The 16615-nt window shown below is 34.9% G+C and carries 14 protein-coding genes; 13 read left to right on the forward strand and 1 reads right to left on the reverse strand.

The annotated features are described in order from the left end of the window. The first annotated feature begins 2 nt into the window (after positions 1-2). The 13 genes from corA (at position 3) to P8625_RS14275 (ending at position 15367) form a co-directional block, all read left to right on the forward strand. A complete protein-coding gene (gene corA, locus P8625_RS14215; protein ID WP_279651100.1) occupies positions 3-1067 on the forward strand; it encodes a magnesium/cobalt transporter CorA in 1065 nt (354 codons plus the stop codon). A 140-nt stretch (positions 1068-1207) separates the two neighbouring features. Beyond that, the gene (locus tag P8625_RS14220) at positions 1208-1627 is read left to right on the forward strand and encodes an HYC_CC_PP family protein (RefSeq protein WP_279651101.1); all 420 of its coding nucleotides are present in this window, start codon (positions 1208-1210) and stop codon (positions 1625-1627) included. Positions 1628-1734: 107 nt separating this feature from the next. Next, positions 1735-5559, forward strand: coding sequence for an efflux RND transporter permease subunit (locus tag P8625_RS14225; RefSeq protein WP_279651102.1), 3825 nt, complete (start codon positions 1735-1737; stop codon positions 5557-5559). A gap of 47 nt (positions 5560-5606) precedes the next feature. Next, entirely contained in the window at positions 5607-5957 is a 351-nt protein-coding gene (locus P8625_RS14230) for a four helix bundle protein (RefSeq protein ID WP_279651103.1), read from the forward strand. Beyond that, positions 5954-7240 carry a TolC family protein gene (locus P8625_RS14235; protein ID WP_279651104.1) on the forward strand — a complete coding sequence of 429 codons (1287 nt, stop codon included), beginning with the start codon at positions 5954-5956 and terminating at the stop codon, positions 7238-7240. Before P8625_RS14230 ends, P8625_RS14235 begins: the two co-directional genes overlap by 4 nt. Before the next feature lie 2 nt (positions 7241-7242). After that, positions 7243-9741 (forward strand): heavy metal translocating P-type ATPase, encoded by a 2499-nt coding sequence (locus tag P8625_RS14240; protein WP_279651105.1) that lies wholly within the window; start codon positions 7243-7245, stop codon positions 9739-9741. Positions 9742-9743: 2 nt separating this feature from the next. After that, the gene (locus tag P8625_RS14245; RefSeq protein WP_279651106.1) at positions 9744-10454 is read left to right on the forward strand and encodes a PepSY domain-containing protein; all 711 of its coding nucleotides are present in this window, start codon (positions 9744-9746) and stop codon (positions 10452-10454) included. Between the two features lie 2 nt (positions 10455-10456). After that, positions 10457-12157 carry an efflux RND transporter periplasmic adaptor subunit gene (locus P8625_RS14250; protein WP_279651107.1) on the forward strand — a complete coding sequence of 567 codons (1701 nt, stop codon included), beginning with the start codon at positions 10457-10459 and terminating at the stop codon, positions 12155-12157. A gap of 13 nt (positions 12158-12170) precedes the next feature. Then, on the forward strand, positions 12171-12617 hold the full coding sequence (locus P8625_RS14255; RefSeq protein WP_279651108.1) for a heavy-metal-associated domain-containing protein: 447 nt from the start codon (positions 12171-12173) through the stop codon (positions 12615-12617). A gap of 426 nt (positions 12618-13043) precedes the next feature. Continuing rightward, positions 13044-13688, forward strand: coding sequence for a response regulator transcription factor (locus P8625_RS14260; RefSeq protein WP_279651109.1), 645 nt, complete (start codon positions 13044-13046; stop codon positions 13686-13688). Positions 13689-13752: 64 nt separating this feature from the next. Further along, positions 13753-13944 (forward strand): hypothetical protein, encoded by a 192-nt coding sequence (locus P8625_RS14265; RefSeq protein ID WP_279651110.1) that lies wholly within the window; start codon positions 13753-13755, stop codon positions 13942-13944. Between the two features lie 190 nt (positions 13945-14134). Next, positions 14135-14620, forward strand: coding sequence for a hypothetical protein (locus tag P8625_RS14270; RefSeq protein WP_279651111.1), 486 nt, complete (start codon positions 14135-14137; stop codon positions 14618-14620). A 555-nt stretch (positions 14621-15175) separates the two neighbouring features. Next, on the forward strand, positions 15176-15367 hold the full coding sequence (locus tag P8625_RS14275; protein WP_279651112.1) for a hypothetical protein: 192 nt from the start codon (positions 15176-15178) through the stop codon (positions 15365-15367). A gap of 166 nt (positions 15368-15533) precedes the next feature. Here the strand turns inward: P8625_RS14275 and P8625_RS14280 are convergent, their stop codons facing one another. After that, positions 15534-16427, reverse strand: a complete 894-nt coding sequence (locus P8625_RS14280; protein WP_279650008.1) for an IS982 family transposase — start codon at positions 16425-16427, stop codon at positions 15534-15536. Positions 16428-16615 lie beyond the last annotated feature (188 nt).

Raw genomic sequence — 16615 nt, forward strand, 5'->3', positions numbered from 1 at the left:
ATATGACAAGGTTTATAGCCAAACAAAATAACACCAAAGATGTAGCTCCAGGAAATCCAGTTTTTGTTGGAAATCAAAAAGAAGAAACAACTAAAATACAATTCATAGGGTATGATGAACACGAGTTTGTAGAGATTGAATTGACAACCATAGATGAGCTGAAAACGTACTTTAATACGTATAAAAAAAATTGGATTAACATAGATGGATTGCATGATATAGCGTTGATTGAAGAAATAGGAAAGCTATTTAATATTCATACACTCGTTTTAGAAGATATAGTAAACACAGACCAAAGACCAAAAGTTGATATTGAAGAAGAGTATATTTTTACCAGTATAAAAATGATGTTTTTACACAAAGACAAACAACAACTAGAAGCAGAGCAAGTTTCTATGTATTTGTTGAAAAATGTATTGATTACTTTTCAAGAACGACATGGAGATGTTTTTGAGTCGGTAAGAGAACGATTGCGACATAAAAAAGGAAGAGTTCGAAGCTATAACGTGACCTATTTAAACTACTGTTTACTGGATGTAATTGTAGATAATTATAACTTTTTGATGGAAACTTTTGGAGAAAAAGTGGAGGATTTAGAAGATAAAATTTTACTAGAACCGAACAAAAATATTCTACAAGAAATCAACAAATATAAAATGGAACTGAATTATTTCAGAAAAGCCATAAGACCGGCTCGAGAGGGAATAAATAGTTTTAGAGCATTGAAAACCGAATTAATAACAAAAAAAGAACAACCCTTTTTTAATGATTTGAACGACCTCATTCAACGAAGTCACGATTCTGTAGAAAACTACAAAAGTATGCTGACGGAACAACTTACGGTATATTCAACGAACGTAAACAACCGCTTGAACGACATCATGAAAATTCTCACTATATTTTCAGTAGTATTTATACCCATTAGCTTCATAGCAGGTATTTATGGTACAAATTTCGAATATATACCAGAACTAAGGTATCGTGGCGGGTACTTTGCAATGTGGGGTGTTATTTTACTAATAGTAATAGGCATGTTAGGGTATTTTAAATATAAAAAATGGTTTTAAGAATTACTTAAACTTTTGAAATTTAATTTTTTGTACTTTTGTACAGTTAAAATAACCACGATTATAATTTCTGGTTTTTAAGAAAAGCAGTTAAAAGTAAATAATCGTTAGATAAATTTTTAATAAACTCACTGAGTGAGATGAAAAAAGCATTTCATAAAATAACATCCATCACAATGGCATTCATTGTAGTTTTTTCTACAATGTCATTTACGGTTAACAGTCACTTTTGTGGAGATATGTTAGTGGGTACAAGTTATTTTGTAAAAGCTGAATCTTGCGGCATGGATATGAAGCGAGAAACAAAGTCTGAAGATTGCTCAGTAATGAAAAAGAACTGTTGTCAAGATGTGGCTTCAGTAGTTGAAGGACAAGATACCTTAAAAATTACTTCTTTCGATGCATTGTCTTTCAATCAGCAAGTATTTATTGCATCGTTTTACCACTATTATGTTACTTTATTCGAAGGAACTCACGATAAAGTAATTTCTTTTAAAAATTACAAGCCTCCGCTGGTCGTCAGGGATATTCACGTACTTGATGAAGTATACTTAATATGATTTTTTAAACAATAACTAGTTGTCCTTTTTGAAGATTTCAATCGGATGATTTGTTGTATTCGATGTTTTATAAACATCCATGTTTAATTGTTTAAAATCATTTCTTTATGCTCAATAAAAGCATCAAATTTTTAATAGAAAACAAACTGGTAGCAGTTATTTTACTCATTTTATTTGTAGGATGGGGAACAGTAAACGCACCTTTTAATTTAGATACGGGCTTTTTACCAAGTAACCCTGTAGCCGTTGATGCCATACCAGATATTGGAGAAAACCAACAAATTGTTTTTACCAAGTGGGACGGACAATCGCCACAAGATATAGAAGACCAAATTACCTACCCATTAACCACCTCTTTATTAGGAATTTCAGGAGTAAAAACCATTCGTAGTTCTTCCATGTTTGGCTTGTCGAGCATCTATGTGATTTTTGATGAAGGTGTCGATTTTTATTGGAGTCGCTCTCGAATTCTTGAAAAACTAAATTCATTACCAAATAACGTATTGCCAGAAGGCGTAAGTCCATCTCTTGGACCAGACGCAACAGGTTTGGGACAAATTTTTTGGTATACCCTAGAAGGACATGATGAAGAGGGCAATGTAACGGGAGGTTGGGATTTAAACGAATTACGTAGCGTACAAGATTACTATGTAAAATACGCACTATCTTCTGCAAATGGTGTATCTGAAGTAAGTTCCATCGGAGGCTATGTTCAAGAATATCAAATAGACGTTCAGCCAGAATTGATGCGTCAGTACAATATCAGTCTACAACAAATTGTAGGCGCTGTAAAGCAAAGTAATCAAGATATTGGAGCACAAACGATAGAAATCAATCAAGCAGAATATTTAGTCCGTGGTTTAGGGTACGTAAAATCAATAGCAGATATTGAAAATGCCGTAGTAAGAGCTAAAGATTATACTTCCATACGAATAAAAGACGTCGCAAAAGTATCGTTAGGAGCAGAACCACGTAGAGGAATTTTAGATAAAGAAGGAGCCGAGGTCGTAGGAGGGGTGGTGGTTGCACGTTACGGAGCCAACCCTTTAGAAGTAATAACCAATGTAAAAGCGAAGATTCAAGAGTTAAGTGCAGGTTTACCAAGTAAAAAACTCAAAGACGGCAGCACTTCTCAATTAACGATTGTTGCTTTTTATGATCGAACAGAGTTGATTCATGAAACCTTAGACACGTTGAATGAGGCACTAACATTAGAAATATTGATTACCATTTTGGTAATCGTAGTGATGGTCTTTAATTTACGAGCTTCAGTATTAATATCGGGTTTGTTGCCTGTGGCAGTATTGATGGTGTTTATCGCCATGAAAGCCTTCGGAGTCGATGCTAATATCGTAGCCTTGTCGGGTATTGCGATTGCTATCGGAACCATGGTAGACGTTGGCGTCATACTATCCGAAAATATCATCAGTCACATAGAGAAAAGAGAGAAGAGAGAAGAGAGGAGAGAGAAGAGAGGAAATGACCACAGTATTGCGACACAATTAGATACGAACGACGAGGAACCGCTCTCTCTGAATCAAATAGTTTACAATGCTACCGCCGAGGTTTCAGGTGCTATTGTAACTGCGGTAATGACAACAATTATTAGTTTTATACCCGTATTTACCATGATTGGTGCCGAAGGAAAACTATTCCGCCCACTGGCATTTACCAAAACGTTTGCTTTAATAGCAGCTATTGTAGTAGCCTTGTTTTTAATACCACCCTTTGCAGCTGTTCTGTTTAAGAAAAAGGAGTTGACGAAAAATGGGAAATACCTTATAAATGTCGTTTTAATAGCCTTAGGTATTACCGCTGTTTTTTACGGATATTGGTTAGGCATTGTACTCGTGGCTTTCGGAGCTGTACAATTATGGAGTAATTATTCAGGAAAAAATACGGTGCATGCTTCGTTTTCTAACCATCATTTTTCACTGCCAGTCAATACCATCAATATCATTATAACTTCCTTGGCAATTGTTGGTTTGTTAGCAGAATATTGGAGACCTTTAGGAGTAGATAAAAGCATAATTACCAATCTTTTGTTTGTAGGATTGATTTGCTTCGGATTACTAGGCTTTTTCAGTTTGCTTCAAAAAAAGTACGACCAGATATTAAGATGGGCATTGAACCATAAATTATTGTTTTTAACCATTCCGTTAACAGTGTTAATTGGCGGATTCCTTATTTTTAAAAACACCGGAAAAGAATTCATGCCTTCGTTAAATGAAGGATCATTTTTATTGATGCCCACTTCCATGCCCCATTCGGGAGTTGAAGAAAACAAACGAGTATTACAGCAGTTAGACATGGCAGTGGCGAATATTCCTGAAATAGCCACGGTAGTAGGTAAGGCAGGAAGAACAGATTCAGCGTTAGACCCCGCACCTTTATCCATGTATGAAAACGTAATTAACTACAAGCCAGAATATGCGTTAAATTCTGAAGGAGAACGTCAACGTTATAGAGTGAACGAGGATGGATTATTTGTATTGAAAAATGGTAAGACGGTAGCAAATCCTAGTTTAACAGATAAGACGTCAGAAGTTGCCTTTTATGAGGTTTCTTCAAATGAATTAATAGAAGATGAAGACGGTGAGTTTTATCGTAATTGGCGACCAAATATCAAGTCGCCTAACGATATTTGGAATGAAATCGTAAAAGTAACCAAGTTACCAGGAGTAACGTCGGCGCCTAAATTGCAACCTATTGAAACACGATTGGTCATGTTGCAAACAGGAATGCGCGCTCCTATGGGAATTAAAGTAAAAGGACAAGATTTAAAACAAATTGAAGCGTTTGGAGTAGCACTCGAAGGCGTTTTAAAAGAGGTTGAAGGTGTTAAAAAAGAAGCTGTTTTTGCTGATAGAATTGTAGGAAAACCGTATTTGTTAATAGATATTGACAGAGAGAAATTAGCGCGCTACGGAATTGCTATTCAAACCGTGCAAGATGTTTTGAAAGTAGCGGTAGGAGGAATGCAACTCTCGCAAACAGTAGAAGGAAGAGAACGTTACGGAATTCGAGTTCGGTATCCTAGAGAATTACGCTCGAATCCAACGGATTTAGAACGTATTTATATACCCGTTGCTAAAGGAAGACCAATTCCGTTAAGTGAAGTAGCAACGATTCGCTATGAGCAAGGGCCGCAAATGATTAAAAGTGAAGATACTTTTTTAATCGGGTATGTGCTGTTTGATAAGTTAGATGGCAATGCTGAAGTCAATGTGGTGGAAGCTGCCCAAAAAGCAATTCAACAAAAAATAGACTCAGGAGAACTGATTGTTCCTAAAGGAATATCGTATCAGTTTACAGGAACGTACGAAAATCAATTGCGAGCAGAAAAAACACTATCGGTAGTGGTGCCGCTCGCCTTGCTAATTATCTTTTTAATTCTGTATTTTCAGTTCCGTTCAGTAGCCACTTCATTAATGGTATTTACAGGAATTACGGTAGCTTTTGCAGGTGGATTTATCATGATGTGGCTATACGGACAAGACTGGTTTTTAAATTTTAGTGTCTTTGGAGAAAACTTGCGAGAACTGTTTCAAATGCATCCCATTAATTTAAGTGTCGCAGTTTGGGTAGGATTCATCGCTTTATTCGGAATCGCAACCGACGACGGGGTGGTAATGGCAACATATTTAACGCAAACCTTTAAAAGAGATAAACCCCAAACAATCGAAGCCATTCGTGCCTCCGCATTGTATGGAGGAAACAAGCGTATACGAGCCTGTTTAATGACCACCGCAACCACTATTTTAGCCCTGCTGCCAATATTGACTTCAACAGGAAGAGGAAGCGATATTATGATTCCAATGGCAATTCCTGCTTTTGGAGGAATGATTATAGATGTAACGTCGTATTTTATCGTACCCGTATTGTACAGTTGGAGAGAAGAATTTTTATTAAAACAGAAAGCGAAAAGCTAAAAGTGAAAAGCGAAAAGTGAAGAGCGAAAAGTGTAAAGGTTTTAAGTATGGGTGTTTTAAAAGATAAAAGTTACGAATTTGCGTTAGAAACTGTAAGACTTTCTCAGTACTTAGTTTCCGATAAAAAGGAGTTTGTTTTAAGTAAACAGCTTTTAAGAAGTGGCACTGCGATAGGAGCTTTGATACGAGAAGCTGAATTTGCCCAAAGTAAGAAAGATTTTATCCATAAAATGAGTATTTCTCTAAAAGAAGCTAACGAAACTTTATATTGGTTAGACATTTTAAAAGATACCAAGTATATGGAAGAAAAGAGATATAAATTATTATATACCACGTGTAAGGAATTAGTAGCCATGTTGGTAAGTACCATAAAAACCGCAAAGAAATCAATATCATGAAACAATTTTTAACAGTCATTTTTCATGTAATAAAGAAAAGTAGTTTTACACTCATAACTTTTCCCTTACAAAGGGGACTCGTTTTTAGTTGTTCACTTTTAGTTTTTCACTTTTCAAGCGCACAAGATTTACAAGAATACATCAACATAGCTTTAGAAAACAATCCTGAAGTACAACAGTTTGATACCAAGTATAAGCGCATTTCAGAGAGAAAAGAAGCCGTAAACACCTTACCCAATACCGAGTTTGGAGCAGGATATTTTCTAAGTACCCCAGAAACACGTACAGGTCCGCAGCAATTCAAGTTATCTGTAAAACAAATGATTCCTTTTTTCGGAACTATCACAGCAAGAGAAAATTACGTATCTTCATTGGCAGATGCAGCCTATCAAGATATGGTTGTAGTAAAACGAAAGCTAGCAACATCGGTGGCACAATCGTATTACAAACTTTATGAAGTGAGAACAAAACAAAAAGTGGTAGACGAAAATATAGTTTTACTTCAAACCTATGAAAAGTTAGCCTTAACTTCTGTGGAAGTAGGAAAAGCTTCAGTCGTCGATGTGTTGAGGTTACAAATACGACAAAACGAGCTAGCACAAGAAAAAGAAGTATTAGAAGAAACTTTTGTAGGAATGCAAAAAGCATTTAACAAACTATTAAATCAAGATGTTAACACACCTATTTCGGTAATTGATAGTTTACCCATGCCAACCAGAGCAAATAACATACAAGCAAACAGCTTAAAACTACATCCAGAATTGGTAAAGTTTGATAAGTTATACACATCTGTAGCACAATCAGAATTGGTAAATCAAAAAGAAAAACAACCGATGATTGGTTTTGGTCTCGATTATGTTAATGTTGGTAAACGAACAGATATGAATGTACCAGACAACGGAAAAGATATTGTAATGCCCATGCTATCTTTATCAATTCCTATTTTCAACAAGAAAAACAACTCTATCAGCAAGCAAAATAAACTACAACAAGAAGAGATTTTATCGCAAAAAGAACAACGCTATAATGCGCTAGAATCAGTATTGTACAGAGCTGTTTCAGATAGAAACGCATCTGTAATTAGTTATCGCACACAACTTAAAAATTTAGAGCGCGCAAAAAAAGCAGAGCAAATTTTAGTAAAAAGTTACGAGACAGGAACTATCGATTTTAACGATGTGTTAGCGATTCAAGAGTTACAATTAAAATTTCAAATGAATAAAATTACATCAGCGGTAAATTATTATACACAAAGCACTATTATTAACTACCTAACTCAATAAAAATGAAACATATATATCATATACACGGAATGATTTGTAACGGATGCCGCAGTCATGTTGAAGAAAGACTGTCTAAGGTTTCAGGAGTTTCTAAAGTAACGGTTGATTTGAAAAGAGCAGAGGCAACTATCGAAATGACTACTCATATTCCCATCGAAGTTTTTAAGGAAGCACTAAAAAATGATGGAGAAGGGTATAGCATTCATAGTCTAGAACATTTACCTCCTATAAAAAAAGAAAAAAAGAAGAAACCAAAAGGTGTTGGTACAGGAACCTTTTATTGTCCAATGCAATGCGAAGGCGATAAAACATACAACAAACCTGGCGACTGCCCTGTATGTGGAATGGATTTAGTTGAAGAGCAAAAAATAGGAGCAACTACCGCACAAGAATGGACTTGTCCGATGCACCCAGAAGTGGTAAAAGACGCATCTGGAGCTTGCCCGATTTGCGGAATGGATTTAGTGCCTGTAGCACCAAGTATTTCCGCAGAAGAGAAAACCTATAAAGACTTGTTGAAGAAATTCAAACTGGCGGTTGCTTTTACATTGCCCATATTTTTGATAGCCATGAGCGAAATGATTCCAAACAATCCATTATATAAAATTATGGATCAGAAATATTGGAATTGGGTACAGTTTGCATTGTCTATTCCTGTGGTGTTTCACGCAACTTGGATGTTTTTTGAAAGAGGCTATAGAAGTATCAAAACAGGAAACCTGAATATGTTTACCCTAATTGCTATCGGAGCAGGTGTTTCTTGGCTGTTTAGTGTTTTTGGAATGCTATTCCCCGATTTTTTTCCAGCGCAATTTAAAACTGAATCAGGAGCAGTACATGTGTATTTTGAAGCGGCCACGGTTATTTTAACCCTAGTACTATTAGGGCAGTTGTTAGAAGCACGAGCGCATAGCAAGACCAATTCCGCAGTAAAAGAATTGTTAAAATTAGCCCCAAATAAAGCTATAAAAATTGAAGATGGAGAAGAGGTTGAAGTATCGATCGATACCATAGTTATTGGAGATATTTTAAAAGTAAAGCCAGGAGATAAAATACCTGTAGACGGAAAATTAACAGAGGGAAGCACCACGGTAGATGAGTCGATGATTACAGGGGAACCTATTCCAGTAAATAAAGAGGTTGGCGATGCGGTAAGTAGCGGAACTATTAATGGAAACCAGACTTTTTTAATGAAAGCAGAGAAGGTGGGAAGCGACACTTTATTGTCTCAAATCATTGATATGGTAAACAGCGCCAGCAGAAGTCGTGCCCCTATTCAGAATTTAGCTGATAAAGTATCTGCTTATTTTGTGCCTATAGTAATCGTTATTTCAATCCTTACCTTTATAGTTTGGGCTATTTGGGGACCAGAACCATCGTATGTATATGGTTTTGTGAATGCCATCGCTGTATTAATCATTGCATGCCCCTGTGCATTAGGTTTGGCAACTCCAATGTCAGTAACTGTTGGTGTGGGTAAAGGAGCACAAAACGGTGTGCTGATAAAAAATGCAGAAGCCTTACAAAAAATGGATGCCGTCGATACGCTTATTATTGATAAAACAGGAACCATTACCGAAGGAAAACCGACGGTAGAAAAAGTGGGGTCATTTAACACGATTACCAGCGAGAAAGAAGTACTTCAATACATCGTTTCTCTGAATAGCAATAGCGAACATCCACTAGCAGAAGCAACCGTAAAATATGCAAAAGAGCAAGAAGTAGCGGCACTAAAAGCAACTGAGTTCAGTGCGGTAACGGGCAAAGGAGTGGAAGGAATGGTAAACGGTCAAAAAATTGTTCTTGGAAATGCAAAAATGATGGCGTATGGCAATGCGAACCTCACTGATGAAATGCTTAAAGAAGGCGAAAAGTATCAGAAACAAGGGAAAACAGTTTCCTTTTTGGCGGTAGACAGCACCGTGGTAGGATATGTGGTGATTGGCGATAAAATAAAAGAAACCAGTGCCAAGGCCATTCAAGAACTACAAGAGAAAGGAATCGATGTAATTATGCTTACTGGCGATAATGAAAATACAGCACAAGCCGTTGCTACTGAATTACAATTAGCCGACTTTAAAGCAGGTATGCTACCAAAAGATAAACTAAAAGAAGTAGAAGAGTTGCAGCAAAAAGGCAACATCGTTGCCATGGCAGGCGATGGTATTAACGATGCACCTGCCTTAGCAAAAAGCGACGTGGGGATAGCTATGGGTACAGGAACCGATGTCGCTATTGAAAGTGCCATGATAACCTTAGTAAAAGGCGATTTACAAGGAATTGTAAAAGCAAGAAACCTAAGTCATGCAGTTATGAAAAACATCAAACAAAACCTGTTTTTTGCTATGATTTATAACACGCTAGGAATTCCCATCGCAGCTGGGTTGTTATATCCTTTCTTCGGAATGTTATTATCGCCAATGATTGCAGCATTGGCTATGAGTTTTAGTTCGGTTTCAGTAATTGCCAATGCATTACGATTACGAAATGTTAAAATATAACTATGGTTAACAGATACACAGCGTTAAAAATTAGAAAAGCACATCGCTATTTGGGACTGTTTTTAGGAATTCAGTTTTTAATGTGGACGATTAGTGGATTGTATTTCAGTTGGACGGACATTGATGAAATTCATGGAGATCATTTTAAAAATCTGGAATACAAACCCAAATCATTCAGTAATTTAATAAGTCCTTCAAAACTTAAAACATCAGAAGAAATACATACGATCGAGTTAAGAGATATTGCCAAGGTACCTTATTATTGGGTAAATAAGAAAAGCCTTTACAATGCACACGATGGTAGTGTAAAGAAAGGAATTACAAAAAAGGAAGCCCTGTGCATTGCAAACAATCGCATGAAAAACAATTTAGAGGTTGCTTCTGTAGCGCAGATTACTGAAGTAGGTAAACACCATGAGTACAGAGAAAAGTTGCTTCCAGCCTATGTAATTTCTTATAAAGCTGATGAAAATATCAAAGCATACGTGTCTGTTAATGACGGAAAATTTCAAACAGTCAGACATCGAAGTTGGCGATGGTTCGATTTTCTATGGATGACGCACACCATGGATTATGAAGGTAGAGATGATTTTAATACTACCATTCTACGAACATTTTCATTGTTAGGTTTGGTAACAGTATTGAGTGGTTTTTTACTATGGTACACCAGTTCTCCTTCTGTTAGAAGACTCATCAAAAAGAAACATAAATAGAAATGAAAAAATATATAATTTATATAGGAATTTTAATTGCTGGGGTACTATTAGGGTGGTTGCTTTCTGGAGGTTCATCAAGCAATGAAAAAGAGCATAATCACACAACAACAGCAACCAAAAAAATGTGGACTTGTTCGATGCATCCACAAATTATGCAGCCCGAAGCGGGAGATTGTCCTATTTGTGGTATGGATTTAATTCCTGCCGAAGCTTGGGCAGAAGGATTGGCAGCCAATCAATTTAAATTAACCAAAAACGCAATGGCATTAGCCAATGTACAAACCACCGTGGTTGGCAACGCAAAGAGTACTGATGGTGTTATTACGCTTTCAGGAAAAATAGCCGAAAACGAGCAATCAAATGCGGTACAAGTAAGTTATTTTGCAGGCAGAATAGAACGCTTATATGTAAATTTTACAGGAGAGAAAATAAACAAAGGGCAGTTGTTGGCTACGGTTTATTCTCCAGAGTTGGTAAAAGCGCAGCAAGAACTGTTAACAGCAGTTTCTTTAAAAGAAAGTCAACCGGCTTTATATAAGGCTGTTAGAAATAAGTTGAAATTGTGGAAGCTGTCTGAAAATCAAATCAATCAAATTGAAAAAACAAGTAAGGTAAAAGAAAACTTTCCCGTGTACGCTATGGTGTCAGGAACAGTTTCAGAAAAATTGGTCGAGCAAGGAGATTATGTAAGTCAAGGACAAGCCTTGTTAAAAATAGCCAATTTAAGTTCGGTATGGGCAAATTTTGATGTGTACGAAAATCAAATTAGTAATTTTAAGTTGGGACAACAGATATCAATTACTACCAATGCTTATCCGAATGAAACATTTAAAGCAAAAGTTTCGTTTATTGACCCTATTTTAAATCCTGAAACAAGAACCGTAATTGTACGCGCTGTATTGAAGAATAGTAACCAAAAGTTTAAGCCAGGAATGTTCGTAACAGGCAAGGTAGCAGCTAAACAAGCAGCTGCAGAGGAAGAGTTAAGTATTCCTGCTACCTCAGTTTTATGGACAGGGAAACGCTCGGTAGTCTATGTAAAACCAGAATCAGAGAAGCCTGTTTTTGAAATGCGTGAAGTGATTTTAGGGAAAAAAGTAGGAGAAAATTATCAAATAACAAAAGGGTTGAATTCGGGAGAAGAAATTGTTACTAACGGAGTGTTCACCATAGATGCATCGGCACAGTTACAAGGGAAAAAATCTATGATGAACCATACCAAAGAAATAGTTACGTCGTTTACAGTTCCCGAAAAATTCAAAGAACAATTGCAAAAAGCCTACAATAGTTATATCGACTTAAAAGATGCCTTGGTAAAAACGGATGCAGACGCAGCAAAAACAAGAGCAGAAAATTTACAAAAAGATTTAGCATTGGTTGATATGAAGTTGCTTACAGATGAAGAAGCACATCAACAGTGGATGCAATTAATTCATAGGTTAAAGTCAAGCAGCACAGAAATAGCAAAAACAACCGATGTGGCAGTACAACGAACCTATTTTAAAACATTATCTGACAATTTTATTACAGCAGTTCAGTTTTTTGGAATCAATGAGGTTACTTATAAACAATATTGTCCTATGGCAGATAGCGACAAAGGAGCCTATTGGTTAAGTAAAGAAAAACAAGTATTAAATCCGTATTTTGGCGATATGATGCTAAAATGTGGAGAAGTAAAAGAAACAATAAACTCTAATTAAATATCAATTCAACATGAAAAAAGTAGTTTTAGGAGTAGCTATATTGGCTACTATTGGCTTAACAAGTTGTAAAAACGAAGCTAAAAAAGACACCGATGTAAACAACGCACAAACAGAGCAAACTTCAACCCCTGAAGTAGCCATGACCACGGCAACTTTTGGAGTACGAGGTAACTGCGGTATGTGTAAAAATACCATTGAAAAGGCAGTAAATGAAGTAGAAGGGGTAGCATCAGCAGATTGGGATAAACTAAGAAAACAAATAAACGTATCGTTTGATGATTCTAAAACCAATTTAGATGCCATTCACAATGCTATTGCAGCTTCGGGTTACGATACCGATAAAGTTGCTGGTAGTGAAGAAGCTTATAGCAATTTACCAAACTGTTGTCAATACGATCACGATATGGAAATGAGTTTACAAGGTGAGGTAAAAGCAGACGAAACTTCGAATCACTAACACAAAAAAAGTGTAACACCATAAAATTTTGTTACACTTTTTTGTTTTCATAAAGGTAAAAAAAGAAACCCCGTTTTTGAATCATATTGGTCATTTTCGGGGTTTTGTTTCTATGATTTATACAGTTAACAAATAATTTTTTCGTATACCGTCAGTTCGAGTAATTTTTAAGAATGGGAATGATTTAAAAATTGTACTTTGGTCATACTCAGCAAAGCTATCGAGAATCAACCGATTCACTTCTCGGCTCAAAATGATTTCCGTTTCAAACAATTTTACTCGAAGAGATAATAGACAAAAAGTCGAAAAGATAAAGCATCTATTGTATAAACTGTTACAGAAGTATGATTTTTTTATCATTTGCGACAGACGTCCACAAACTATTCAAATTCATTCATTTACATTTGTAGAAATTAAAATCGAAAAATGAAAGTTTTTTTAGTAGACGATCATCCTGTGGTGATAGAAGGTTATAAAGTGCTTTTAAAAGCTAGTGGAATAACTGTCGTAGGTTCTTCTACTGACGGGCATGGACTCATCGATTGGCTTGAAAATAATTATTGCGATGTGTTATTGCTCGATATATCAATGCCTTATTTTAACGGACTCGATGTGCTAAAATATTTGCAAAAAAAAGAAAGCAGTGTAAAAACTATTATGGTTACAAGTTATTGCGAAGCAGCCATTATTCAGAAGGTAATAGAACTCGGTGCTAAAGGGTATGTGTTAAAAGACGAATCTGCCAGTTGCATTGTAGATGCTATTAAAGCTGTTTATAACGGAAAAACGTATTTTTCTGAACTCGCTCGTGATGCAATTATAGACATGCAGCTAGAAACCAAAGAGGAGGTTTTAATTACGGATGTTTTGTCAAAAAAAGAAACGGAAGTTTTAAAGCTTTTAGTTGAAGGCTTTAATACCGATGATATTTGTAGCCAAATGGAAATAAAGCCTTCTACCTTTAGAACGTATAAAGAACGGATAAGAAAAAATTTAGGAGTAAACGGAGACATACAAATGGCCCTTGTAGCTATAAAGCACAAGACCAGATTATTTATGAGCAAGAAGTAATATTGCTAATTCGCGTAGCTACTAAATTATTGTATTTTTATTTTTTAAAATAAAAATACATATCATGAAAAATTTATTTAAAGTTATCGCATTAGTTTTAGTAATAGGTTTTGCTTCTTGTACCGATGAAAATAAGGTGGTGCCTACAGCTAAAGAACAACAATTACATGAGCAAGAATTATTCGGAACAAACAAAGAAGACTCAACAACAGATCAATCTGAAGGAGCAGAAAACCCTACGATGGACGAGGATTAAAAAATTTTCCTTTAGTGTATTAATTATTGTATCTATACTCTTTTTCTATTTTTCTTACCGAGGTATTGTTCCATTCAACAAAGACTACTATACTCACGGTAAAGAGTTTAAATCGGCTAAGAGCAAGTCTACTATTGCATTAAATAAAGTAAAAGATTATACAAAAGGAAAGCCAGTACATGATAATTATTTGAAAGCAAGAAAAAACCAGAAACTTGCTTTCGATGTTTATACAGCAACAATTGAGGATAATAAATTTTTTGGGTTTGACTCTTTTCACTTTTTCTGGGAACGATTTGGTAAAACAACAGTTAATTTTATTTTTTGCCTTTGGGTTGTATACGTTTTTTTATTTGCGCCAAAGGTTCATGATAAGTTTACACTCTATTGTAGGTTAGCTGTTTGTGTTACATATCTTTTTGTGCAGATGTTTACATATTTCTGGATTTTACAAAAATTTCAAGATTTTAGTCAAGCTGAATATGTATTTACAGCATTTGCTTTCTCTTTTGTAATCGTATATATATTGTATAAACTCTTGAAAAATAAAAGAACAAAAGAAGAGTTACTACATCAAAATCTCATGAAAGTAGCCAAGTTCACTTTTAAGAATACCAAACCAGAAAAGAGAGAAGAAATGCTCGATATGATAAAAAAAATAGCAAAAAATAACTAGAGTCCCCTACGTTAAACTCATTTGCAAATTCTCCGAAATCATTTTTTGTACGCTATGTTTTTATACACTAGGGTACAATGTTCTATGTTCATTTTACGACCACTCTTTCAAGTTTTATAAAACCATCGCTAAGTCATATTCGTTCTTAACCTAAAGTCTTGGCTTTTTTATTTCGTTAACTCAATTTAAAAGAGGATCTTAATAAAATCTAGGTTTTTGCTAAAAGTAAAAACCCACTCTAAAGATAAAGAGTGGGAAAATTGCTATGAAAAAGAAAAAGTATCTCTAAACGTCTTCAGAGATATTCAAAGATAGTTAAAAAATAGTTGATTTTTTTAAAATTTATTGAGATTTAAAAATAAAATTTAATGATAAAAGGAGAAGATAAAGATTTCGATTATGATTCAGTTAATGAGGATATTAAAGGAGTGCTTTTTCATGTAAGTTATGCGGAGAAAGGACTTAAAGGCTATTATTGTTTGTAATTAAGAAGTAATGTTGCTAATTCGTGTGGCTTCTAAATTGTTGTATTTTTATTTTTTAAAATTAAAATACATGAAGAGTTTATTTAAAGTTATCACATTAGTTTTAGTAATAGGTTTCGCTTCTTGTACTAATGAAAACAAGGTGGTGCCTACAGCAAAAGAACAACAGTTGCATGAGCAAGAACTATTCGGAACAAACAAAGAAGATGTTAATAACCCAGGAGGTTCAGGAGAAGAAGACCCTGACTATACTGAAGGCTAGAACTTTCTTTACATATAGTATCGCATTAGTTTGCTTTACCTCATTATTTTCATTGGAGTTTATTAATGATTATAGTGAAGGATTTTTTATTGCTAAAAATGAATATCAAAAAGAGATAGATAGCATAACAGAAATAGTATCTAAAATAACGTGAGTTCGGGATAGTTTATCCTATTCTTTGTAAGTTATCGATATTGATATTAGGTTTAGTTGGATAAAACGAATAAGCGATTAACCCTGCGACTAAATTTAAGATAAAGTTATCGAAGCTTCTGTGTCTTGTATGCTCTATTTGACATACGTTTTTCAAAATATCATTTACACTTTCAATAACAGCCCTTTTTCTAAGCATAATTTTATCATAGATATGCATAAGAGTATTTTTCATATTCTTTCTAATTTTTGTAACCAAATGTATTCCATCTACAAAAAGCTGTTCAAACAGTTCTTTACCTACATACCCTCTGTCGGCAAATATTTTTCCGAACACACGATTATGAAAGGCTTTATCTTTAAGTGGTTGCCTGTCATCTATATTACCTTGCGTAATTAAAAAGTCAACGATATCGCCCTTTTCATTGATAATAATATGAAGTTTAAAACCAAAGAACCACCCCATGGTTCCTTTCCCTTTTTTTGCGGTGTTTTTAAAAACTTTGTTCTGCTTTTCTCTTTTATAATGACATACTTTAATAGTGGTAGAATCTAAAAAGGAGATCCCTGTACATTGACCTAAACAGTGCATTTGAAGAAACAGTATCATAGGCACTGAACAACGCTTTTTCAATTCAACAAATCGGTTATAGGAAACTAAATCTGGAAATTCTTTTGACAAGTGTTTGCTAACATATTCGATATAAAAGTGTTTAAAACACCTAAAACCACTAAAATGGAAAAGCACCATAATTGTGATTATTTCACTTTGGGTGAGTTTAGGCTTTCTTCGTCTAACTATCTTTGAACAGGTTTCTAAAGCATTTTTATCAATAACTTGATTAATTTCGGTACAAAAATCATCAATTAAACAGAAAAATTCAGTAATTTTAAAATCAGAAATCATAGTGGAAAATTTAGTTACACAATTAAAAATCAGTACTTTAATTTACTAAATTTTTCGCTTTTTTTCGGCACTTTCATAAAATAGAAATCCCTTGTTTTTACAGGGGATTTGTTGTACCTTATCTTCAAAACAAACCCCGAAAATCACCTAAAAAGGCAAAAAACGGGGTTTTCACATTACTTAATTAT

The organism is Tenacibaculum tangerinum (assembly GCF_029853675.1).
Lineage (GTDB): Bacteria > Bacteroidota > Bacteroidia > Flavobacteriales > Flavobacteriaceae > Polaribacter > Polaribacter tangerinum_A.